The 23,262-nt window shown below is 55.4% G+C and carries 22 protein-coding genes; 8 read left to right on the top strand and 14 right to left on the bottom strand.

The genetic code is table 11. From position 1 onward, the window contains the following. Positions 1-6 precede the first annotated feature (6 nt). The 13 genes from lpxA to rpsB all read right to left on the bottom strand — a co-directional run bounded on the left by lpxA (position 7) and on the right by rpsB (position 12,718). Positions 7-783, bottom strand: a complete 777-nt coding sequence (gene lpxA, locus AC1XYH_RS11885) for an acyl-ACP--UDP-N-acetylglucosamine O-acyltransferase (RefSeq protein WP_483323384.1) — start codon at positions 781-783, stop codon at positions 7-9. After that, entirely contained in the window at positions 780-1,217 is a 438-nt protein-coding gene (gene fabZ, locus AC1XYH_RS11890) for a 3-hydroxyacyl-ACP dehydratase FabZ (protein ID WP_483323385.1), read from the bottom strand. Before fabZ ends, lpxA begins: the two co-directional genes overlap by 4 nt. 49 nt (positions 1,218-1,266) lie before the next feature. Beyond that, complete coding sequence (gene lpxD / locus AC1XYH_RS11895) at positions 1,267-2,328, bottom strand: UDP-3-O-(3-hydroxymyristoyl)glucosamine N-acyltransferase (RefSeq protein WP_483323386.1); 1,062 nt, start codon at positions 2,326-2,328, stop codon at positions 1,267-1,269. Positions 2,329-2,337: 9 nt separating this feature from the next. Next, positions 2,338-2,775: an OmpH family outer membrane protein gene (locus AC1XYH_RS11900; protein ID WP_483326373.1), complete on the bottom strand. Its 438-nt coding sequence runs from the start codon at positions 2,773-2,775 to the stop codon at positions 2,338-2,340. Between the two features lie 107 nt (positions 2,776-2,882). Further along, on the bottom strand, positions 2,883-5,234 hold the full coding sequence (gene bamA, locus AC1XYH_RS11905) for an outer membrane protein assembly factor BamA (RefSeq protein ID WP_483323387.1): 2,352 nt from the start codon (positions 5,232-5,234) through the stop codon (positions 2,883-2,885). A gap of 76 nt (positions 5,235-5,310) precedes the next feature. Continuing rightward, positions 5,311-6,672: a sigma E protease regulator RseP gene (rseP, locus tag AC1XYH_RS11910; protein WP_483323388.1), complete on the bottom strand. Its 1,362-nt coding sequence runs from the start codon at positions 6,670-6,672 to the stop codon at positions 5,311-5,313. A 46-nt stretch (positions 6,673-6,718) separates the two neighbouring features. Then, on the bottom strand, positions 6,719-7,903 hold the full coding sequence (gene ispC / locus AC1XYH_RS11915) for a 1-deoxy-D-xylulose-5-phosphate reductoisomerase (protein ID WP_483323389.1): 1,185 nt from the start codon (positions 7,901-7,903) through the stop codon (positions 6,719-6,721). Further along, a complete protein-coding gene (locus AC1XYH_RS11920; RefSeq protein ID WP_483323390.1) occupies positions 7,900-8,715 on the bottom strand; it encodes a phosphatidate cytidylyltransferase in 816 nt (271 codons plus the stop codon). Before AC1XYH_RS11920 ends, ispC begins: the two co-directional genes overlap by 4 nt. After that, a complete protein-coding gene (uppS, locus tag AC1XYH_RS11925) occupies positions 8,715-9,467 on the bottom strand; it encodes a polyprenyl diphosphate synthase (protein ID WP_483323391.1) in 753 nt (250 codons plus the stop codon). Before uppS ends, AC1XYH_RS11920 begins: the two co-directional genes overlap by 1 nt. A 25-nt stretch (positions 9,468-9,492) precedes the next feature. Then, the gene (gene frr, locus AC1XYH_RS11930; protein ID WP_483323392.1) at positions 9,493-10,050 is read right to left on the bottom strand and encodes a ribosome recycling factor; all 558 of its coding nucleotides are present in this window, start codon (positions 10,048-10,050) and stop codon (positions 9,493-9,495) included. Between the two features lie 3 nt (positions 10,051-10,053). Continuing rightward, positions 10,054-10,788 carry a UMP kinase gene (gene pyrH, locus AC1XYH_RS11935; RefSeq protein ID WP_483323393.1) on the bottom strand — a complete coding sequence of 245 codons (735 nt, stop codon included), beginning with the start codon at positions 10,786-10,788 and terminating at the stop codon, positions 10,054-10,056. Between the two features lie 185 nt (positions 10,789-10,973). Continuing rightward, complete coding sequence (gene tsf, locus AC1XYH_RS11940) at positions 10,974-11,843, bottom strand: translation elongation factor Ts (RefSeq protein ID WP_483323394.1); 870 nt, start codon at positions 11,841-11,843, stop codon at positions 10,974-10,976. A gap of 137 nt (positions 11,844-11,980) precedes the next feature. Next, complete coding sequence (gene rpsB / locus AC1XYH_RS11945; RefSeq protein WP_483323395.1) at positions 11,981-12,718, bottom strand: 30S ribosomal protein S2; 738 nt, start codon at positions 12,716-12,718, stop codon at positions 11,981-11,983. A 298-nt stretch (positions 12,719-13,016) separates the two neighbouring features. Here rpsB and map point away from each other — a divergent pair, with 298 nt between their 5' ends. Genes map through dapD form a run of 5 tightly spaced genes read left to right on the top strand, consistent with a single transcriptional unit; the run spans position 13,017 to position 19,152 of the window. Further along, entirely contained in the window at positions 13,017-13,805 is a 789-nt protein-coding gene (map, locus tag AC1XYH_RS11950) for a type I methionyl aminopeptidase (protein WP_483323396.1), read from the top strand. A 31-nt stretch (positions 13,806-13,836) separates the two neighbouring features. Next, entirely contained in the window at positions 13,837-16,536 is a 2,700-nt protein-coding gene (locus AC1XYH_RS11955; RefSeq protein WP_483323397.1) for a [protein-PII] uridylyltransferase, read from the top strand. Between the two features lie 9 nt (positions 16,537-16,545). Further along, a complete protein-coding gene (gene dapC, locus AC1XYH_RS11960) occupies positions 16,546-17,742 on the top strand; it encodes a succinyldiaminopimelate transaminase (protein WP_483323398.1) in 1,197 nt (398 codons plus the stop codon). Positions 17,743-17,781: 39 nt separating this feature from the next. Further along, complete coding sequence (locus AC1XYH_RS11965; RefSeq protein WP_483326374.1) at positions 17,782-18,099, top strand: arsenate reductase; 318 nt, start codon at positions 17,782-17,784, stop codon at positions 18,097-18,099. An 18-nt stretch (positions 18,100-18,117) separates the two neighbouring features. Continuing rightward, complete coding sequence (dapD, locus tag AC1XYH_RS11970; protein ID WP_483323399.1) at positions 18,118-19,152, top strand: 2,3,4,5-tetrahydropyridine-2,6-dicarboxylate N-succinyltransferase; 1,035 nt, start codon at positions 18,118-18,120, stop codon at positions 19,150-19,152. 69 nt (positions 19,153-19,221) lie between these two features. Here the strand turns inward: dapD and tcdA are convergent, their stop codons facing one another. Next, entirely contained in the window at positions 19,222-19,998 is a 777-nt protein-coding gene (tcdA, locus tag AC1XYH_RS11975; protein ID WP_483323400.1) for a tRNA cyclic N6-threonylcarbamoyladenosine(37) synthase TcdA, read from the bottom strand. A 238-nt stretch (positions 19,999-20,236) separates the two neighbouring features. On the opposite strand from tcdA, the gene rlmF reads away from it, so the two are divergent. The 3 genes from rlmF (at position 20,237) to AC1XYH_RS11990 (ending at position 23,260) form a co-directional block, all read left to right on the top strand. Continuing rightward, positions 20,237-21,217, top strand: a complete 981-nt coding sequence (rlmF, locus tag AC1XYH_RS11980; RefSeq protein WP_483323401.1) for a 23S rRNA (adenine(1618)-N(6))-methyltransferase RlmF — start codon at positions 20,237-20,239, stop codon at positions 21,215-21,217. Positions 21,218-21,320: 103 nt separating this feature from the next. Continuing rightward, positions 21,321-22,457 carry a succinyl-diaminopimelate desuccinylase gene (dapE, locus tag AC1XYH_RS11985; RefSeq protein ID WP_483323402.1) on the top strand — a complete coding sequence of 379 codons (1,137 nt, stop codon included), beginning with the start codon at positions 21,321-21,323 and terminating at the stop codon, positions 22,455-22,457. Further along, positions 22,457-23,260, top strand: coding sequence for a putative RNA methyltransferase (locus tag AC1XYH_RS11990; protein ID WP_483323403.1), 804 nt, complete (start codon positions 22,457-22,459; stop codon positions 23,258-23,260). Before dapE ends, AC1XYH_RS11990 begins: the two co-directional genes overlap by 1 nt. Positions 23,261-23,262: the final 2 nt, after the last annotated feature.

Consider the following 23,262-nt stretch of genomic DNA (forward strand, 5'->3'; position numbering starts at 1 on the left):
CTCAGGTTATCGGGTGATGCCCCGCGTGGAGGCCAGAATAGAGTCGCGATACAGAGCCACCTCAGGAAACAATAAGGCTGCTTCCTCCAGCTCGACCAGCGCGTCTTTGAGTGTCAGCCCCTGGCGGTAAATCAGCTTATAAGCGCGGCGCAATGCCGTCACCAGCTCGGCTGAATAACCACGCCGCCGCATTCCCTCGAAGTTCATACCGTGGGCGCTGGCCGGATTACCGCCCACCATGACAAAAGCGGGAATATCCTTAAACACGGCACTGTTGGCAGCGCTCATCGACCAGGGCCCGAGATGGCAAAACTGATGCACTGTGGTGTAACCGCCAAGAATAGCGCCATCGCCCACGCGCACGTGCCCGGCAATAGTCGCATTATTGGCCATGATGATGTTGTCACCCACCACGCAGTCATGCGCCACATGCACATAGGCCATCAGCAGGTTATTGCTACCGATGCTGGTAATACCCTTATCCTGCACGGTACCGCGGTGTAGTGTGCAGCCCTCACGAATGACGTTATTGTCACCAATCACCAGACGCGTGGGCTCACCGTTGTACTTCTTGTCCTGACAGTCTTCACCGACCGAGGAAAACTGAAAAATTCGGTTACCCTTGCCGATGCTGGTAGGCCCTTTGATCACCACATGGGAGTGCACCACCGAGCCGGCACCAATTTCGACACCCGGCCCTATGTAAGTCCAAGGGCCAACCTCAACGTCATCGGCCAGGCGCGCAGCCGGGTCGACAATCGCCTGAGGATGTATCCGACTCATATATTACGTTCCGCACAAATGATTTCGCCGGAGCAAGCTTCCTTGCCATCCACTACAGCGCGACAGGCAAACTTCCAGATCCCACGCTTGTGGTTCAGGTAACGCGCCTCAAGCTGTAGCTGATCGCCGGGTACCACTGGCTGGCGAAAACGCAGTTTGTCTGTTCCCACGAAGTAATAAAGTGTGCCGTCCGACGGCTTGACGCCCATCATCTTGAACCCCAGCAGGCCTGCTGCCTGAGCCATAGCCTCAATGATCAACACACCAGGCATAATTGGATGCTCTGGAAAGTGTCCATTAAAGAAGGGCTCATTGACCGAGACATTCTTATAGGCGCGGATACTTTTGCCCTCTAGGTCAAGCTCCAATACCCGGTCAACCAATAGAAACGGGTAACGGTGGGGCAGGTATTCTTTTATTTCGTTGATATCCATGTATTCGCAGGCCTTGCTGAAAAATATATAGGCACCCAAATGGTGCAGATCAGGATTTGGATGAGTCCTGCGGTCCTTGAGTCACGACCTCGAGCTGCTTCTCGAGCTGCTGAACTCGTTTGGCTAACGCATCAAGCTGACGAATACGTGCCGCGCTCTTCCTCCATTCCGCCGCCGGCTGCATAGCCGTGCCGGAGGAATAAGCGCCGGGCTCCGTGATGGAACGCGTCACCATGGTCATACCTGTGACAAAAACATTATCACAAACCTCGATATGGCCAACCATGCCCACGCCGCCGGCAATCATGCAATGCTTACCGATGCGAGTGCTGCCGGAAATGCCCACGCAGGCCGCCATTGCCGAGTGATCGCCAATCTGTACGTTGTGCGCAATTTGAATCTGGTTGTCGAGTTTCACGCCATTGCCGATCAGAGTATCTGCCAAGGCACCGCGATCTATAGTGGTATTGGCGCCGATTTCCACATCATTACCAATGCGTACGCCACCGATCTGGGCAATTTTCTGCCACTGCCCGGCCTCGTTGGCAAAACCGAACCCCTCCGAGCCGATGATCGCGCCAGACTGCACCACTACCCGCTCACCAATGATCACATCGTGATAGAGCGTGACGCGCGGCGCCAGCCACCCGCCCTCACCTATCTGTGAGCGCGCGCCAACAAAGCACTGCGCACCGACGCTAACGCCGGCTGCGATAATCGCACCCGAAGCAATAACCGCTCCGGGCCCAATACTGGCACCAGGATCAACGACGGCATCCTCAGCCACTACTGCGCTGGGATGGATGCCAATTGGAGCGCGGGGTTTGGGGTCGAACTGGTGCGACAAACGTGCGTAGCTCAGGTAAGGATCAACCACGATCAATGCGTTACCGCTGAAACCTTCGGCGTCAGTCTCGGTAAGCAGAACGGCACCCGCACGGGAATCGGCCAGAAATTTGCGATATTGGCTATTCGCCAGGAAGGCTAACTGCTCTTGCTCGGCTTCCTGCAGCGTGGCGAGACCGCTGATCAATAGATCAGGGTCGCCAACCAGACGCGCGCCGAGCTGTTCAGCCAAGCGCGCGAGTGTGAAGCTGATATTGCCATTCATGGCAATACTTCAGCGACTGCTATTCAGGCGTTCGATAACCTGACGAGTAATGTCGAATTCTGGCTTAACTTCAACCACACCGCCACGGTCCAGCACCAGATCATAGCCACCGCTTTTAAGGATGGTTTCTACCGCTGAGTCCAGCTTAGGCTTGAGAGCCTCAAGCATTTGGCGGTCAGACATCGCTTTGGCTTCGTTCAATTCCTTGGACTGAACCTGGAACTCGCGAGCCTTCTGGCGGAACTCAAGCTCCAGCTTTTCACGCTCACTCTGAACAAGCTGCGTGCCGTCGCGCTGCAAGCGCTCTTGCAGGCGCTTGGCTTCAGCTTCAAGGTTCTTCAGACGCTGTAGCTGAGCACCAAATTTCTTTTCTGCATCAACGGAGTACTTCTTGGCTGCATCCGACTCAAGCAGAGCCATCTGATAATCCAGAACTGCAATCTTCATTTCGGCAGCGGCTTCAAAACTGACCAGTGCCAGCAGCGACAATACTGTCACGCGAATAAACTTACCCACTCTCATACTCCCGATTGCACATCGTTGATTTTCTGAGATCAGAACGTCTGACCCAGAGTGAACTGGAACACCTGCGTATCATCCTCGGACTGGCTGTTCAGTGGCATACCCAAGCTGAAACCCAGTGGACCCAAAGCGGTCAACCAAGACAGACCGACACCAACACTGTAGCGCAGGTCAGCAAGCTCGACGTCGCCACAGCCCGGATTGTCTTCGCCATTGATCAGCGTGGTATTGGAACAGTAGGTATCGTAAACGTTACCCACATCCAGGAATAGCACCGTACGCAGAGAACGTTGATCCTTCACAAATGGTGCAGGGAAAATAACCTCAGCACCACCAGTGATTTTGATGTTCCCGCCGAAGGGCAGTTGATCTTGATCTGGGTCTAAACTCGCGGGTGTACTTTTTGGCCCCAGGGTACTGTCTTCATAGCCACGTACCGAGCCAATACCACCGGCATAATAATGCTCATAAAAGGGCATTTGATCAGTAGAGCCGAAGCCTTTACCGAAACCGAGGTCAGTGTGCAGTCGTAGCGTCAGGTCATCGCTCATGGCAAAGAAGCGTTGTGCGCGATAGTCCAGCGTGTAAAAGCTCAGATCACTACCCGGAATGGAGATATCAAAACCGAGATTCTGCGAGGAACCCCGATCAGGGAAAACGCCGCGGTTCAGCGTGTTTTGCGACCAGGAGCTGTTGAAAAAGAAATTGGTAAAGCTATCGCCCTGAGTATCAATGAAATCAACGATTTCCTGCACTGTATAAGTACCCGTTTTCAACTCGTCGCGCTGCGCGCTCAGGCCGAAGGACACTCGCGAGTTATCGCTGATCGGATAACCCAGGTTCACACCACCACCGAAGGAGTCGACCGCATAGCTGGAAATGTCGACGTTCAGCTCATCATAGTCGGTGGTGCGGTAGAACGCGTTGTAGCCCAGGCTTATGCCATCAACGGTGAAGTACGGATCCATAAAGCCATAGGACACGGACGTCTGGTAATCGGAACGATTGGCGCCAATGCTCACACGATTACCGGTACCAAAAAAGTTATTCTGACTAATCGAACCGCCAAGAATGATGCCCGAGCTCTGCGAGAAACCTAGGCTTGCGGTAACCGAACCAGAGGGCTGTTCTTCAACTGAGTAGTTGACGTCAACCATATCTTCCGCGCCCGGCACGGGAACTGTTTCGACGTTAACCTCTTTGAAGTAACCCAGACGTTCCAAGCGCGTTTTGGACTCATCAATCAGATAGGTAGAGGCCCAACCGGCTTCCATCTGACGCATTTCGCGACGCAGTACCTGGTCATCGGTCTTGGTGTTGCCGCGGAAGTTGACGCGATTGACGTAAGCACGCTTGCCCGGGTCGACATAAAAAGTAACCGAGACCGTCTTATCGTCTTCATGAATTTCCGGGATGCCGTTGACGTTAGCGAAGGTGTAGCCCTCGTTACCCAATCGGCGACTGATCAGATCCGAGGTCGAGGTCATTACCTGACGGGAAAAAACCTGCTGCGGCTCAATCAGCATCAGGCGCTTAACCTCAGCCTCGCCCACTACTAAGTCGCCAGAAAGATTCACATCACGGATGGTGTAGCGATCGCCTTCGTTGATGTTTACGGTGATATAAACATGCTTTTTATCGGGCGTAATCGAGACCTGAGTTGAGGCGACATCCATGTTGATGTAACCACGGTCGAGGTAGTAGGAACGAAGACGTTCAAGGTCACCCGCTAACTTCTCACGCGAGTACTTGTCGTCACTGCGTAGGAAAGACAGCCAACCGCCCGTTTTAAGTTCAAACAGATCAACCAGATCTTCAGTTTCATAGATGGTATTACCCACCACATTGATATGCGCGATGGAGGCAATCGAGCCTTCATCTACGACAATCTTCAGCGCCACACGGTTACGCGGCTCTGGAATCACTTGGGTTTCAATATCAGCTGAGTAACGGCCCTGAGACACATATTGGCGCAGCAATTCGTTACGTACGCCTTCCAGTGTCGCACGCTGGAATATCTCGCCTTCGGATAGACCCGCGGCACTCAAACCTTTGAGCAGGTCTTCACTCTTGATCGCCTTGTTACCTTCCAGCTCGATGGATGAGATAGACGGCCGCTCGACCACATTGATAACCAACACATCGTCATCACGGCCGAGCTGAATATCTTGAAAGAAGCCGGTACGGAAAAGCGCACGCGTCGCTTCCACCAACTCCTGATCATCAACCTGATCGCCAATGTTCAACGGCAGCGCACCAAACACGCTGCCCGCGGAGACCCGTTGCAACCCATTGACGCGGATATCGGAGATCTGGAAGGCGTCGGCGAAAGCGCCCGGCGCCAGAAGTATCAGAAGAAGCGCAGGCAATAGGTAACGTTTCATGAATTCCGTTCTGAATAGCTGGTTAAAATCGTACTGCCGTTAAAAGCAGCTCGTGTTCAGTCAATCGTGCGGTCAATCAGCTGCCGAGGCGGCTGATATCGTTATAGATGGCAAACAGCATAACCCCTACGATCAGGCTAAGACCAATCTGCAAACCCCAAGTTTGTATACGCTCGGACAGCGGCTTGCCCCTGACCCACTCGGCGATGTAATACACCAGATGCCCGCCATCAAGCACCGGCACCGGTAACAAATTCAATACGCCCAAGCTGATACTTAGATACGCGATGAAGCTCAGAAAGCTCTCTAGCCCCGACTTAGCTGAAGCGCCCGCCACTTTAGCAATGGTTATCGGGCCACTCAAGTTTTTTGCCGAGACTAACCCGGTAAGCATTTTTTTCAGCGAGTCCAGCGTCAGCGCCGTCATGCCCCAGGTTTTTTGCAGCGCCACCGGCACTGCCATCAAAGGATTATGATGGATCTCACGAACCATATCCGCTGGCCACTCGAATGCATCCACTCCTGCGCCGATATAACCCACCACAAGATCATTCTGCGCTTTGGCCGCAGGCGTTAAGGTAAGTTCCAACTGTTGTGCATCGCGCTCAATACTGAGTTGCAGCGATTTTTGCGGGCTGGCCTGAATAGCGGGTACCACCTCGCTCACCCAATCAGTAACCGGCTCACCATTAACTGCCACAATTAGGTCGCCTGGCTGCAGACCCGCACTAGCGGCGGCGCCTTCGGGCTGAACTTGCCCAATGCGCGGCGCTACCTGCGGCTGCCAGCTGGTCATACCCAGCGCTGTCAGTGGGTCCGGCTCCTCCGCCCCCTTGAGCCAGCTATCAAGTTGAACAGAATATGTCTGCGCGCTACCGTCAGGGCGCTCACGCGCCTCTACTTCTAGCACACCGGTCTCGCCAAGCCGGCGAATCAGTTGCAGATTGACATCATGCCAGCTAGGCGTTGACTGACCGTCAATAGCTAACAACTCTAAATTCTCATGCAACCCGGCGCGCGCCGCTGCGGTGTCCGCTTCGATAGGCCCAAGCACGGGAACGACCGTAGTCACTCCTAGCACGGCTATTAGCCAGAATGCCGCAATTGCCAGCAGGAAGTTGGCTATCGGTCCGGCTGCCACTATGGCTATGCGCTGACCTATGGATTTGCGGTTAAAAGCTTGATCCAACTCGTCAGCAGACACCGGCTCTTCGCGCTCATCGAGCATTTTGACGTAGCCACCGAGCGGGATAGCAGCAATGGCATATTCAGTGCCCCGCCGATCATGCCAGGTGTAAAGTGCAGGACCAAAACCAATCGAAAAGCGCAGCACTTTGACGCCGCAACGACGTGCGACCCAGAAATGGCCATACTCATGAATGGTGACCAGCAAGCCCAAGGCAACTACGGTAGCCAGCAGGGTAAACAGCAATTCCATTCAGCAGGACCTCAGTTGAATTCAGGGCGTGATCAATAACCGCGCATCAGCTACGTTGAGCGAGCCATTTTTCTGCGTGCTCACGTGCCACTCGATCAGCCAGCATAATATGGTCTAAATCCTGGACGCTCTCGCTGGGCATCACGCTCAATACGTGCTCAATCATAACAGGGATATCGGTAAACCCCATACGCGCTGACAGAAAGGACGCCACCGCCACTTCGTTTGCGGCATTCAAAATAGCACAGGCTGTACCACCCACGGTCACGGCCTGACGGGCCAGCTTCAAACACGGGAAGCGAAGATCATCCGGTGCCTGGAAATCCAAACGTGCAATAGATAGCAGGTCCAGCGCACTGACCCCAGAGTCGATCCGCTTTGGCCATGCCAGCGCATGTGCAATGGGGGTGCGCATATCAGGATTGCCAAGCTGTGCCAGCACTGAGCCGTCCACGTAATCAACTAGCGAATGCACCACACTTTGCGGATGTATCACTACTTCGATCTGATCCGGCCGCGCATCAAATAACCAGCAAGCCTCAATCAGCTCCAAGCCTTTGTTCATCATGCTGGCAGAGTCAACCGAGATCTTTTGCCCCATCGACCAATTGGGATGGGCACACGCTTGGGCCGGCGTAACGCTGGCCAGCTGCTCGACGCTAAACTCGCGGAAAGGGCCACCCGAGGCCGTCAGCAAAATACGCCTCACCCCTACCTGCGCCAGACCCGCTGCGTAGTTGTGTGGCATACACTGAAATATGGCATTGTGCTCGCTGTCGATAGGGAGCACCTGAGCCCCTGAATCGCGCACTGCCTGCATAAACAGCGCGCCAGACATCACCAGCGCTTCTTTGTTGGCCAACAACACCCGCTTGCCTGCCTGCACTGCTGCGAGCGTAGGACGTAACCCAGCGGCACCGACAATCGCCGCCATGACCACATCAACACTCGCGTCCGCTGATACCTCTGCCAATGCCTCGGCACCATGACGAACTCGAGTGTCTACCCCTTGGTCATGCAGGCGCGCCTGTAAAGCGCTCGCTTGCACAGCGTCTGCCACTACTGCGTAAACCGGTCTATGCAACAAGCACTGTTCTTCCAGTACATCCATACGGCTGTGACCGGTCAGCGCATGCACAACATACTCACCCGGATGGCGAGCAATCACATCCAGCGTGCTTACCCCTACTGATCCTGTCGCGCCGAGTACGGTAACCCGCGAAACGGTCACGCCAGATAGCTCCCGAGCAGCAGCCAGCAAGCAACAAATATGGGAATAGCTGCAGTCAGACTATCTATCCGATCAAGCACACCACCATGACCCGGCAACAGATTACTACTGTCTTTAAGGCCGGCTTCGCGCTTGAACAAGCTTTCTGTCAAATCCCCGATCACCGATACCAGCACAACCAAGGCCGCACCGAAGGCACCGAGTAAAATAGCGACGGGACCCCAACCGAGATAAAACATGGCTGCCAATGCCAGTAGCTCGCTCACCACCAAACCACCCAGCAAGCCTTCACGTGTTTTTCCTGGACTAACATTGGGCATCAACTTAGTGCGGCCAAAGGTCTTGCCGGCAAAGTAGGCGCCTATATCGGCAGCCCAAACCAGAATAAGCAGAGAGAAGATTAGCCACAGCCCAAATTCTTGTGCTCGCAACCAAACCAACCCCGCCCAGGCTGGCAGCAATATCAACAAACCAAACAACTGGCGTACAAAACTGCCTTTCCAGACACCACTGCCCGCGGGGTAGCGCACCACCATCACGCTGGCGAAAATCCACCACAGCAGTGCGGGTGCCACGTAATAGATGACGGACCACTGGTCACGATATAGACCTATCATGAACAGACCCAAGGTCAGCGCATATATGATCCGGCCACTTTGGCGGGTCTCGCCGCACAAACGCGCCCACTCCCAGGCACCCAAGGCCACCACCGCACCAATGAAGAATGCAAACCAGGCACCCTGCAGTAAAACAAATCCGGCGACCGCCAGAGGCGCCAGAATGACAGCTGTTATAACCCGTTGTTTGAGCATCAGGACTCCGCTGCTACCTGTTCGCTAGTCTTGCCGAAGCGGCGCTGTCTGCAGGAAAAATCAGCCAAGGCATCACGCAGGGCATCCTGCTTGAAGTCCGGCCAGTATAAATCGGAAAAATAGAACTCGGTGTAAGCAAACTGCCACAACAAAAAATTGCTGATGCGCTTCTCACCACCGGTACGGATACAGAGATCAGGGGGTGGCAAGTTAGCCGTGGTTAAGCGTGCTTCAATATCCTGCTCGGTGATGCCCGACGCATCGCGCCCGCCCGTCGCCACCTCGGCAGCGAGCTGACGCACGGCCTGAGTGATATCCCATTGGCCGCCGTAATTGGCCGCGATGGCCAGCGTCAAGCGCTGCCCGCCTGCGGTGGTTTCCTCAGCCTTGGCCATCGCCTGTTGCAACTCGGGAGCAAAGCGGCTGCGGTCACCAATGATCTGCAAGCGCACACCATTTTCTCGCAGCTTGCGTACCTCACGGCGCAGCGCACCTAAAAACAACTCCATGAGCGCACCCACTTCGTCTTCAGGGCGTCGCCAGTTTTCACTGGAGAACGCAAACAAGGTGAGCACCTCGACACCCTCTTCGATGCACACCTCGATCATTGCTTTGACCGCATCAACACCGGCCTTGTGCCCAGCAACACCCGGCAAAAACCGCTTGCGCGCCCAGCGGTTGTTGCCATCCATGATGATGGCAACGTGTTGGGGTGCTGTGGCTTGAGTGCCGCTGCTACTCTTATTATTCATGCCAGACTCGCGCAACCGATAACCATCAAATAGCCATCAAATCCGTTTCTTTGGCCGCCAATGATTTATCGATTTCGGCAATAAACTTATCAGTCAATTTCTGTACGTCGTCAGCGGCGCGACGCTCGTCGTCTTCACTGATTTCTTTGTCTTTTTGCAAATCCTTCAACTGGCCCAAGGCGTCGCGACGGATGTTGCGCACAGCAACTCGGGCATTTTCTGCCTCAGAGCGCGCTTGCTTGGTGTAACCCTTACGGGTCTCCTCAGTCAACGCGGGCATTGGCACGCGGATAGTAGTACCTGCAGTGGCCGGATTCAGACCCAAATCAGAGGTCATGATGGCTTTTTCTACCGCTTGAATCAGACTACGATCAAAAACGCTCAACGCCAAGGTGCGCGAGTCTTCGACATTCACGTTGGCAACCTGGCGTAGAGGGGTGTCAGCGCCGTAACAATTGACCATGACGCTGTCCAGAATACTCGGATGGGCGCGACCAGTACGGATCTTGGCAAAAGCAGTGCCCAGCGACTCTACCGACTTGCCCATGCGGTCCTGCGTGTCCTTCTTAATTGCGTTGATCATTTCTCAACCCTCAATCAGTGTTCCTTCGGCGCTGCCCACTACCGCATTCAGCAACGCCCCTGGCTTGTTCATGTTAAACACCCGCAAAGGCATCTTGTGGTCGCGAATCAGACAGATCGCGGTCAGATCCATTACTTCCAGCTTCAGATCCAGCACCTGATCATAGGTCAGGCTGTCGAAACGCTCGGCGTTTGGATCTTTCATCGGGTCGGCATTATATACGCCGTCAACCTTGGTCGCCTTGAGCACCAGATCAGCATCAACCTCAATACCACGCAGACAAGCTGCAGTATCGGTAGTGAAGAAAGGGTTGCCGGTACCGGCAGAGAATATTACCACGTCACCCCCAGCGAGGTAGCGCATTGCCTTGCGACGATCATAGTGCTCGGTTACGCCTTCCATGGTGATCGCCGACATCACCCGCGTTTGAATATTGGAGCGTTCGAGCGAATCACGCATTGCCAAGCTGTTCATCACGGTAGCCAGCATACCCATATGATCACCGGTGACCCGGTCCATGCCCGCACTGTGCAGAGCAGCGCCACGAAATAGATTGCCGCCACCGATCACCAATCCGATCTGGACGCCAATACCGATCAACTGACCGATTTCCAGCGACATGCGGTCAAGCACCTTGGGGTCGATGCCGAAGCCCTCGGTCCCCATCAGGGCTTCGCCGCTGAGTTTGAGAAGGATGCGTTTATACTTGGGTTGGCGGCTGCTGGGCACCTGGGCCATGCTTGACTCTCCTGCGCTGGAATGGAGAAATACTCAACGAGTTCCACCAGACCACGATGGCGGGCACTTGTTCAGTATTTCTTGAAAAAGAGGCCTCACGCCTGCGCGGGAAGCCTCTTCGGTCAACCTATTCGCAGCAACCTAAAGTTGCTGCGGTGCACTGGTCAAAGTGCACTATATCCTACTTATTGCTTGGCAGCGGCCAGCTGTGCAGCCACCTCACCAGCGAAATCGACTTCAGCACGCTCGATGCCCTCGCCCACTTCATAACGCACGAACGAAACCACTTCTGCACCGGCTTTCTTGGCCAGCTCACCGACCTTGATATCCGGATCCTTGATGAAGGCTTGCTCAATCAAGCTACCTTCCGCCAGAAACTTATTGAGACGGCCTTTGACCATGTTCTCAACAATGTTCTCGGGCTTGCCGGCGATCTTGTCTGCGTTCAGCGCCAGGAAGATTTCTTTTTCCTTGGCAATGGCTTCGTCAGATACCTGGGAAGGATCGAGGAACTGCGGATTGCTAGCGGCAACGTGCATAGCGATATCACGTGCCAACTCTTCGTTTCCGCCTTTCAGAGTAACGACAACACCGATGCGGTGACCGTGCAGGTAAGAACCAACAACATCACCTTCAACACGGGTCAGGCGACGAATATTGACATTCTCACCGGTCTTGGCGATCAGCGCTTCGCGATCAGACTCTTGCTCAGCAATCAGCGGAGCAGCGTCGGTATAACCCGCATCAAACGCCTTATTCAGACTGGCAGCAACGAAACCCTTAAAGTCTTCCTGCAGAGCAAGGAAGTCAGTTTGAGAGTTGATTTCGATGATGACAGCAGACTTCTTGTCATCGGAGACCTTAGCGGCGATAGCGCCTTCAGCAGCGATATTGCCCGCTTTCTTGGCAGCTTTGATCGCGCCAGAAGCACGCATATCATCAATTGCTTTTTCGATGTCGCCTTCAGCGGCAACCAGTGCTTTTTTGCACTCCATCATGCCTTGGCCGGTGCGCTCGCGCAGTTCTTTGACCATGGCTGCAGAAATCTGTGACATGAAATAATCCTCTAGATTACTTTAACTGTTGGCAGCTCGAAGGAATGGACAGAGCCGCCGGATCATATTGCTTTCAAAACATTGCAAAAAGGGGGCATAGCCCCCTTTTTTACGGCGTAAAGCTAGCCGACTGCACCTTAGCCTTCGGAGGCTTCTGGAGCAGCTTCTTCAACAAACTCATCAGCGCCACCATTGACGTTCTTGCCGCGCAGAACTGCGTCAGCAACAGCCGCCGCGTACAGCTTGATGGCGCGGATAGCGTCGTCGTTGCCAGGAATAACATAATCAATGCCATCAGGGCTGCTGTTGGTATCGACGATGCCGATAACCGGAATACCCAGCTTGTTGGCTTCAGTGATAGCAATGCGCTCGTGCTCAACGTCGATCACGAACAGGGCGTCAGGCAGGCCGCCCATGTCTTTGATACCACCCAGACCGCGATCCAGCTTTTCCAGATCACGAGTGCGCATCAGCGCTTCTTTCTTGGTCAGCTTGGTGAAGGTGCCGTCCTGAGCTTGAATTTCCAGGTCGCGCAGACGCTTGATAGACTGACGGATGGTTTTGTAGTTGGTGAGCATGCCGCCCAACCAGCGGTGATCAACATAAGGCTGACCGGCGCGGCTAGCTTCTTCAGCAATAATTTTGCTGGCAGCGCGCTTGGTGCCTACGAACAGAACCTTGTTCTTGCCAGAGGCCAGTTTCTCAACGAAGCTCAGAGCGTCGTGGAACATCGGCATGGTTTTTTCAAGGTTAATGATGTGGATCTTGTTACGAGCGCCGAAAATGAACTTGCCCATTTTCGGGTTCCAGTAACGGGTCTGGTGGCCAAAGTGCGCACCGGCCTTCAGCATGTCGCGCATAGAAACTTGGGTCATGATAACTCCATAATAAATCGGGTTGGGCCTCCACGCATCCCAATGTCCAACCCCTAAGGGCACCCAGGACACCGTGTCGATACGTGTGCGGATTTAAGGTTCACCTGAGTCATAAACATAAGCCCCGAAAACCGGGTGTTTGCTCAGGCGCGGCGCTTTATACCATATATAAGCAAATGAATAAAGTTCTGCTTACCTCCGCCCGCATTGCACGCTGTCTCAACAGGCGCGTCGAGGTCTGATAGAATGCGGGGTTTGTCACTTTCGCCTGCTGGCGTTCAACCAAGAGAAACCTGTCATGACCGTATCCATCAAGACACCGGAAGACATCGCAGGCATGCGCATTGCCGGACGCCTGGCGGCTGAAGTATTGGAGATGATTGGTGAGCACGTTAAACCTGGCGTTGCTACTGAAGAGCTCGACCGTATCTGCCACGACTATATAGTCAACGTGCAACAAGCCATTCCTGCCCCACTGAACTATGGCGGCGCGCCGGACCGTATGCCCTTCCCAAAATCGATCTGCACTTCAATCAATCACGTGGTCTGCCATGGCATCCCGAACGAGAAGCAGCTTAAAAATGGCGACGCGCTGAATATTGACGTTACCGTCATCAAAGACGGCTACCACGGCGATACCAGCAAGATGTTCATCGTCGGCGAGGCTCCAGAGTGGGTTGAGCGGCTGGCACGGGTAACTCAGGAGTGCATGTATAAAGGCATCTCGGTAGTACGTCCTGGCGCTCGCCTGGGTGACATTGGTCAGATCATTCAAGATCACGCCCATGCCAACCATTACAGCGTGGTACGCGAGTACTGCGGCCACGGTATCGGCAAGGTATTTCACGAAGACCCACAAGTACTGCATTATGGCCGCGCCGGCACAGGCATGGAGCTGAAGGAAGGCATGACCTTCACCATTGAGCCGATGATCAATCAGGGCCGTGCAGAAACTCGCCTACTCGGCGACAACTGGACCGCGATAACGAAGGACCGCAAGTTGTCGGCGCAGTGGGAGCACACCATTCTGGTTACCGCAGACGGCTATGAAATCCTCACCCGCCGCAGCGAAGAATCCTTTCAATAGCAGTAGCCACTCACTGCCAAGGATATAAACGATGGATATCGCGCTTTTCGACCCAGGCCAGTTCCAAGCGGAGCTGGCATTAAAGAGCAGTCCGATCGGCGCCTTCAAGAAGGCTATAAGGCATGCAGACTGCGTGCTACAGAGCCGTTTTGAGGACGGACGAGACATCCGTCAATTGATCCATGAGCGGGCCTGGGTGACCGACCAGATATTACAGCAGGCCTGGGCTCGACTCGATTGCGCCCAAGATCCGGGTATCGCTTTGCTGGCCGTCGGTGGCTACGGTCGTGGTGAGCTGCACCCGCATTCAGACATAGACCTGCTGATCTTGGTACGTGACGACGCGGAGACATTTCGCTCCTCGATCGAAATTTTCCTCATGTTGTTGTGGGACATCGGCCTGGAAGTTGGCCAAAGCGTGCGCTCTATCGAGGAATGCCAGCAAGAGGCCAAGGCCGACCTGACGGTGATCACCAATTTAATGGAATCGCGTACCTTGGCCGGCGATGAAGTATTGCGCCAGGGCATGCTGAAGGCCATCAGTACCGAACACATGTGGCCCGACGCTGAATTTTTTCGCGCCAAACGCGCTGAACAGCAGGCCCGCCACGCCAAGTTCAACGATACCGAGTACAACCTTGAGCCGAACGTAAAAAGCTCACCCGGTGGCCTTCGCGACATTCAGACCATTGCCTGGGTTGCCCTACGTCATTTCGGCACCAACGATTTGCGCAAACTGGTTGACCAAGGGTTCCTGAACGAGCCCGAGTACGAGATTCTCACCGCCGGCCGCGACTTCCTCTGGAAGGTCCGTTTTGCTTTGCACAACCTTTCTGGCCGAGCCGAAGATCGCTTGCTGTTTGACCACCAGCGCGCACTGGCCAAGATGCTGGGCTACGAAGGCAACGACAGCAAGCTGGCAGTCGAACGTTTCATGCAAAAGTACTACCGGGTTGTGATGTCTCTATCTGAGCTAAACGACCTGCTGATGCAGCATTTCGAAGAAATTCTGTTGCGTGACGCCGAAGCGACCGAAATTTTGCCGTTAAACAGCCGTTTTCACGTGCGCAATCATTACATCGAAGTCACCAACCCCAACGTCTTCAAGCGCACACCCTTCGCCATTCTCGAACTCTTTGTGCTGATGGCGCAGCATCCCGAAATTCGCGGCGTGCGCGCCAACAGCATTCGGCTGCTGCGCGACCATCGCAAGCTGATCGACGACGACTTCCGTAGCGATATTCGCAATACCAGCCTGTTTATCGAGCTGTTCCGTAGCAAGGAAGGCATCCACCGCAACCTGCGGCGAATGAATCGCTACGGCATTCTGGGGCGCTATCTGCCGGAGTTTGGCAAGATCGTCGGCCAAATGCAGCACGATTTGTTTCACATATATACGGTCGACGCGCATACGTTGAATTTGATCAAACACCTGCGCAAGCTCAACCGTCCTGAATACCAGGACAGATACCCGCTTGCCTGGCGCATCTTCTGCCGCCTGCCTAAACCTGACCTGCTGTACATTGCCGGCCTTTATCACGACATCGCTAAAGGTCGTGGCGGCGATCACTCCGAACTCGGCGCAGTGGACGCCGAGCAATTCTGCAACCGTCACCATCTGCCAGCCTGGGATACCCACCTGATCAGCTGGCTAGTGCAGAACCACCTGGTGATGTCGACTACCGCGCAGCGCAAGGACATTTCTGACCCTCTGGTCATTCATGATTTTGCTGTGCAGATGGGTAATCAGGTCCGTCTCGACTACCTTTACGTACTGACCATCGCCGATATCAATGCGACCAATCCAACGCTGTGGAACTCCTGGCGCGCCTCGCTGCTGCGCCAACTCTATAGCGAGACCAAACGCGCGTTGCGCCGCGGCCTGGATAATCCACCGGATCGCGATGAGCACATTCGCCAGACTCAACAGGCGGCCCTGGATATTCTGGTGCGCAACGGTCTGGAAGAAGAAGACGCCGAAGCGCTTTGGTCAGAGCTGGGCGATGACTATTTCTTGCGCCATACCGCCAGCGACGTGGCTTGGCATACCGAAGCCATTATGCAACACAGCCGCCGTACCGGCCCTTTGGTGTTGATCAAGGAAACCGCACAGCGAGAGTTTGAAGGCGCGACCCAGATTTTCATCTTTACGCCCGAGCAAAATGACTTGTTCGCCGCCACGGTATCGGCGATGGATCAGCTCAACCTGAGCATTCAGGATGCGCGCATCATCAGCTCGACCAGCCAGTTCAGCCTGGACACTTATATAGTGCTGGATTCTGATGGCGGCTCGATCGGCGATAACCCTGAGCGTATCCGCCAAATCAAACATGAGTTGCTTGAAGCGCTGTCCGATCCAGATGCCTTCCCGACCATCATCCAGCGCTTGGTACCACGCCAGCTTAAGCATTTTGCCTTCGCACCCGAGGTCACTATCTTCAACGACCCGAATGGCCAACACACCATTCTGGAACTGAGCGCTCCAGACCGCCCCGGCCTGCTGGCCCGTATGGGACGTATTCTTCTGGACTTCGACATCAGCGTGCAGAATGCCAAGATCGTCACCCTTGGCGAGCGTGTGGACGACGTATTTGTGCTCACCGATGCAGATAATCAGGCGTTGTCCGATCCGGCCCTGTGTGAGCGCTTGCAACAGAACATTATCGACACCCTAAGCAGTACCCAGCCAACCGAGCAGGCGTACAGCAGCCCAATTGCCATTGGCCCCTGAGGATTGTGAATGAATAGCGACCTGCAACGCCTGCAGCCGTACCCCTTTGAAAAGCTGCGCGCGCTGATAGCGGATGTAACACCGAACCCAGCATTGCGTCCGATTTCACTGTCGATAGGCGAGCCCAAGCACCCGTCGCCACCTTTTGTGCTGGATGCGCTGGCCGCCAACTTGAATCAGGCCGCCGTATACCCCACCACTCAAGGCAAACCAGAATTGCGTCAGGGCATCGCCGACTGGCTGACCCAGCGCTTCTCGCTCAAGGCGGGTAGCCTTGATCCGGCGCAGCACATCATTCCGGTCAACGGTACCCGCGAGGCACTGTTTTCCTTTACTCAAGCACTGGTGCAGCGCGACCCACAAGGCTTAGTAGTCAGCCCTAACCCCTTTTATCAGATCTATGAAGGCGCAGCCTTCCTAGCCGGGGTGGAACCGCATTATCTAGGCTGCGATGCCAGCAATAATTTTATTCCGGATTTCGGCATTGTGCCGGCCGACATCTGGCAGCGCTGCCAGTTGCTATTCATCTGTACGCCGGGTAATCCAACGGGTTCGGTAATCCCGTTGGAAACCCTACAACAGCTGATCAAATTGGCCGATGAACATGACTTTGTCATCGCCTCTGACGAGTGCTACAGCGAAATTTATGCGCCAGACAGCCCCGCGCCAGTCGGCCTACTCCAAGCTTGCGCTGCCATGGGCCGCGATGACTACGCCCGTTGCGTGGTATTCCACAGCCTGTCCAAACGCTCTAACCTGCCAGGGTTGCGTTCTGGCTTCGTCGCCGGCGACGCTAACCTGCTACAGCCTTATTTGCAGTACCGCACCTACCATGGCTGTGCGATGCCAGTGCAAAGCCAATTGGCCAGTTTGACTGCTTGGCAGGATGAAGCTCACGTTGCCGATAACCGCGCACAGTATCAGGCCAAGTTCGACGCAGTATTGAAGATTCTCAGCCCGATCATGGACGTGCAGCGTCCCGACGCTGGCTTCTATCTGTGGCCCGTCACCCCGATTGATGACGACGTCTTTACTCAACGCCTACTGGCCGAACAGAACGTCGCGGTGGTACCCGGACGTTACCTGTCACGCGAGATTGATGGTTATAATCCCGGCGCCGGACGGATTCGCATGGCATTGGTTGCTCCACTAGCCGACTGCATCGAAGCCGCCGAGCGTATCCGTGACTTCATCAAAGGGCTGTAATACGTGATCACTCTCTACGGCATTAAAGCCTGCGACACCATGAAAAAGGCGCGTACTTGGCTGGAAGAGCATGGCATGGAGTACGCCTTTCACGATTACAAAAAAGAAGGTATCGATGCCGAGCACCTGCGCAGCTGGTGCACCGAGCACGGCTGGGAAGTCGTACTGAATCGCAAGGGCACTACCTTCCGCAAGCTGGATGACACAGACAAACAAAACATCGACACCGACAAGGCCATTGCTCTTATGCAGGCCAACCCTTCGATGATTAAAAGACCGGTACTGGATACCGGCTCACAGCGCCTGGTTGGCTTCAAGCCGGAATGGTATGCCAGCGCGTTCGACACCAATGCATAGCATCAAAGGAATCACCCCATGAGCGAACACTTCAGCCTGGCCTTTGGCATCGGCACACAGAACAGCGCAGGCAATTGGATTGAGGTCTACTACCCGCAGCCCATGCTGAACCCCGACAGCGCCCTGATCAAGGTCATCAGCGAGCAACTCGGCTACAGCGAAGGCAATCAGGCCATCAGTTTCGCCACTAGCCAGTGTGCAGGCCTGGCCAACGCGCTAACGCAAGCCGGTTTCGCCGAAGCCGGCGCCCTGGTCGAACAACTGGCCAGCAGCACCCGCCCTTTGGTCGCCACTGTATTGGCTACCGACGAAGCGCCAGTTTCTACCCCTGAGGCTTACCTCAAGCTGCACTTACTGTCCCACCGTCTGGTCAAACCCCATGGCGTGGTACTCGCTGGCATCTTCCCATTGCTGCCCAACGTTGCCTGGACCAACCATGGCGCCATCGACGTCAACGAGCTGCCCCAGCGCCAACTGGCAGCACGTTTACAGGGCCAATCGCTGGTGGTTAACAGTGTCGATAAATTCCCGTCCATGACCGATTACGTCGCCCCCTCCGGCATCCGTATCGCCGACACTGCCCGTGTGCGGCTCGGCGCCTACGTCGGCGAAGGCACTACCGTCATGCACGAAGGCTTTATCAACTTCAACGCCGGTACCGCAGGCACCAGCATGGTTGAAGGTCGCATTTCTGCTGGCGTCTTCGTCGGCAAAGGCTCGGACCTGGGTGGCGGCTGCTCGACCATGGGCACGCTGTCCGGTGGCGGCAACATCGTAATATCGGTGGGTGAAGGCTGCCTGATCGGCGCCAACGCAGGTATCGGTATTCCGCTGGGCGACCGCTGCACCGTAGAAGCCGGCTTGTATATCACTGCCGGCATCAAGGTCACCTTGTTGGACGACGCCGATAATTTGGTCGAAATCCTCAAAGCGCGTGATCTGGCCAACCAGTCTGACTTGCTGTTCCGTCGTAACTCGCAGACCGGTGCCATCGAGTGCAAAACCAACAAAAGCGCCATTCAGTTGAACGATATGCTGCACGCGCATAACTGAGCGCAGAGCAGACATAAAGAAGGCCCGCCCGGAACGTCCGGCGCGGGCCTTCTTCGTTCAGGCTGTGAACTATCTCAGCAGCCGCTGTACCGCCTGTGCTGCGGCTACCATGCCAAATGTTGCGGTCACCATGGTCACGGCGCCGAAACCACCCGCGCAATCCAGGCGCACACCTTCACCGGCAAAGGATTTTTGTTGGCAAACCGAACCATCTGGCTGGGGGTAGCGCAGTTGCTCCTTTGAGTAGACACAGGGCACGCCAAAGCTACGTTTACTGTCGGGTTTGGGGAAGTTGTGATCGCGGCGCAGTTGCGAGCGCGCTTTAGCCGCCAGCGGGTCATTGACTGTTTTCGACAGGTCGGAGACGGTTACCTGAGTCGGGTCAATCTGCCCCCCGGCCCCCCCGGTAGTAATAACAGCGATGCGCTGTCGCCGACACCAGGCAATCAACGCCACCTTGGCTTTAATACTGTCGATACAATCCACTACACAATCCACTCCCTCGCCCAGGTAATCAGCCATGTTAGCCGGGCTGAGAAAATCCAGGATTGGATTAACTTCGCAGGCAGGATTAATCGCGCGCAAACGCTCAGCCATAACCTCGACCTTGGGCCTGCCAATGTTGCCTTCCATCGCTGGCAATTGGCGATTGGTGTTGGTCACGCAGATGTCGTCGAGATCAATCAGGGTGATACGACCAATGCCGGTGCGTCCCAGCGCCTCAGCCGTCCAGGTGCCCACGCCGCCAATGCCAACCACCACAACGTGACTGGCCTGCAAGCGCGCAAAGGAGTCGACGCCATAAAGCCGCGCTATGCCACCAAACCTCGGATCATCTGTTGTCATCTTCACCTCACTGCAAACTGGCGGCGATTATATCAGCCCTGCCGCGCTTGGGTGTCAATCACCTGATCAAGAAACATACACCACCGCCAAGCACCGATGTGCAGAGCGCCACAGCAAGCTATCCTTGGGTTATCCACAGATTCATCCACGGGAATTGTGCACAAGCCCAGCAACGGCTTTCATAGATTGTCGCTCGCTACCTGTGGGAGAATTACCGACCATCACCTCGGAATATCCCATGTCGCGCAAAACCAGCCCCAAGACGTCGACCAAGCCCGGTCTGCATCCTCGCAATCGTCATAAGGGCCACTATGACTTTCCTGCCCTGACCAGCGCCAATCCCGCGCTACGCGGGCATCTAGTAGCTTCGCCGTCGGGCGGGAGCACGCTCGACTTTGCCGACCCAGACGCAGTCAAAGCGCTCAATGGTGCTTTATTGAGAGTGCAATACAACGTCCGTGACTGGGATATTCCGCCTGGCTACCTCTGCCCACCCGTTCCGGGGCGAGCCGACTATCTACATACCTTGGCTGACCTGCTCTGCGACAGTCATGACGGCAAGATACCCACAGGCAAAAAGCTCGTCGGTTTAGATCTCGGCACCGGCGCCAATTTGATCTATCCACTGATAGGCAGCCACGAATACGGCTGGAGCTTTGTCGGCACTGATATCGACCAAATCGCGTTGGACAACGCCGAGCGCCTGCTCGATGCGAACCCCACCGCGGCGCAGCGGATCAGTCTGCGCATGCAACCCCAGACCAATCAGCTTTTCCGCCACATCATCAAGCCCGAAGAGCAGTTTGATTTTACCCTGTGCAACCCACCTTTCCATGCGAGCGCCGAGGCCGCACGCGCAGCCAACCAGCGCAAGTGGCAACAGCTGGGCAAAGGGGCGGAAAGCAAAGCCGGCATGCTTAATTTTGGTGGGCAAGCCAGCGAGCTATATTGTGAGGGCGGCGAGACAGGCTTTCTGTCGAGAATGGCTAGCGAAAGCGCTGAGTTTGGCCAACAGGTGTTTTGGTTCAGCACCTTGGTATCTAACACCGACGTACTTAAACAGCTGCCGACACAACTGCGCGAACTCGGCGCGACTGATGTTCGCACCCTGGATATGGCGCAGGGGCAAAAACGCAGCCGCCTACTCGCTTGGACCTTCCTTGATAAGAAGCAACGACGCGCCTGGCGTAAAGCGCGCTGGCCAGCTCCCAGCAAATAAACCTTATATTTGCGCGCATCTGACGGACCGCCAAGCCGCTTTCTGGCATGGCGGTCCAGTCTGATATCATTAGCGCCAGACACACCAACAGCGAATCTGATTCATGACCGAGTTATCCCCCACTCTTGCCCTCGCCTGCGACTTGATCTCGCGGAACTCCACTACCCCGGAAGATGCCGACTGTCAGCAATTGATGGGCGAGCGTCTAGCCGCAGCTGGCTTCAAGCTGGAGCAGCTTAACTTCGGTGAGGTGGATAACCTTTGGGCCAGACGCGGCACTACTGCCCCGGTACTGTGCTTCGCTGGCCACACCGATGTGGTGCCAACCGGTCCGCTGGAAAACTGGGACAATCCGCCGTTTCAGCCGATCATCCGTGATGGCATGTTGCTGGGCCGAGGCGCAGCAGATATGAAAGGCAGCCTGGCAGCCATGCTGGTTGCCGCCGAACGTTTTGTTGCGAAATACCCAGACCACAAAGGCTCAATCGCTTTTATGATCACCAGCGACGAAGAAGGCCCGGCAACAGAGGGCACGGTCAAGGTGGTCGAGACGTTAGTAGGGCGTGGTGAAAAGGTCGATTGGTGCATCGTCGGCGAGCCTTCCAGTACCGAGCTGGTGGGCGATGTGGTGAAGAACGGTCGCCGTGGCTCACTGAACGCACGCTTGGTGGTTAAGGGCAAGCAAGGCCACGTGGCCTACCCGCACTTGGCACGCAACCCCATCCATCTGGCTGCACCTGCACTGGCTGCGCTGACGGCCGAAATGTGGGATGAGGGTAACGCCTTTTTTCCACCGACCAGTTTTCAGATATCCAATATTCATTCAGGGACCGGCGCCACCAACGTGGTGCCAGGTGATTTAGAGGCGCTGATCAATTTTCGCTTCTCTACCGAGTCCACCGTTGAAGGCTTACAGGCGCGGGTGCGCAACCTGCTAGACCAGCACGGTTTGGAATATGAATTACATTGGACCGTTTCCGGCCTGCCCTTCTTGACCGAACCAGGCGCTCTGCTAGACGGGGTAGCTGCTGCCATCCATAAGGTGACTGGGCGCACGACTCAACCTTCCACCTCTGGCGGCACCTCCGACGGCCGTTTTATTGCCACCATGGGCACTCAAGTGGTTGAGTTAGGACCGGTAAATGCGACCATCCATCAGGTTAACGAATGCATCAAGGCAGCTGATCTGGATACGCTCACGGATATCTATGAGACCACGCTGATAGAGTTGCTGGCCTGATGATCGAACTTATCTGCCCGCATTGCCGCGAGGCGCTGCACCGCACTGAACGTCAATGGCACTGTGCCAACGGCCACAGTTACGACCAGGCAAAGCAGGGTTACCTGAATCTGCTGCTGGTACAGCACAAAAACAGCAAACAGCCAGGCGACACGCCACAAATGCTGAGCTACCGCCAAGCGTTTCTTGACGCCGGCCACTACCAACTCGTGAGCGATGCGATCAACCAGTTACTGGCTGCTGCGCCGCCCGAGCACCTGCTGGATATGGGCTGCGGCGAGGGCTACTACACCGCCCGCCTGGCTGCTGCACTGCCACAGACACAACTGGCTGGATTGGATATCAGCAAAGACGCGATCCTCAAAGCCTGTCGACGCAGCAAAGACATCCAGTGGCTGGTGGCCTCAAGCGCCCGCTTACCAGTGGCAGACCAAAGCTTGGATGCTGCGCTTTGTGTTTTCAGCCCCTGGTCACCGGAAGAGTGCGTACGCGCCTTGCGTCCGGGTGGGCGGGTATTGATTGTGGGTCCGCACGGCGATCATCTTATGGCTCTGCGTGAAAAACTCTATGACAGCGTTCACCCCACTCCGGACTTGATCAAATCGCTACCGGATGAATTGCGCATCGTCTCGCAAAGCACCCTGCGCTATGCTCTGCAGGTGCCAGCGGATGAACTGGCCAACCTGATCGGTATGACACCACACGGTTTTCGCAGCCAGCCAGAGCGCCAGCAGGCCATCTGTGCCAGCGGTATCGACGGACTTGAAGTAGCCATGCAAATGGTATTGCTGGAACGAAGCTGAAC

Source organism: Pseudomonas sp. GW-45 (assembly GCF_056896675.1).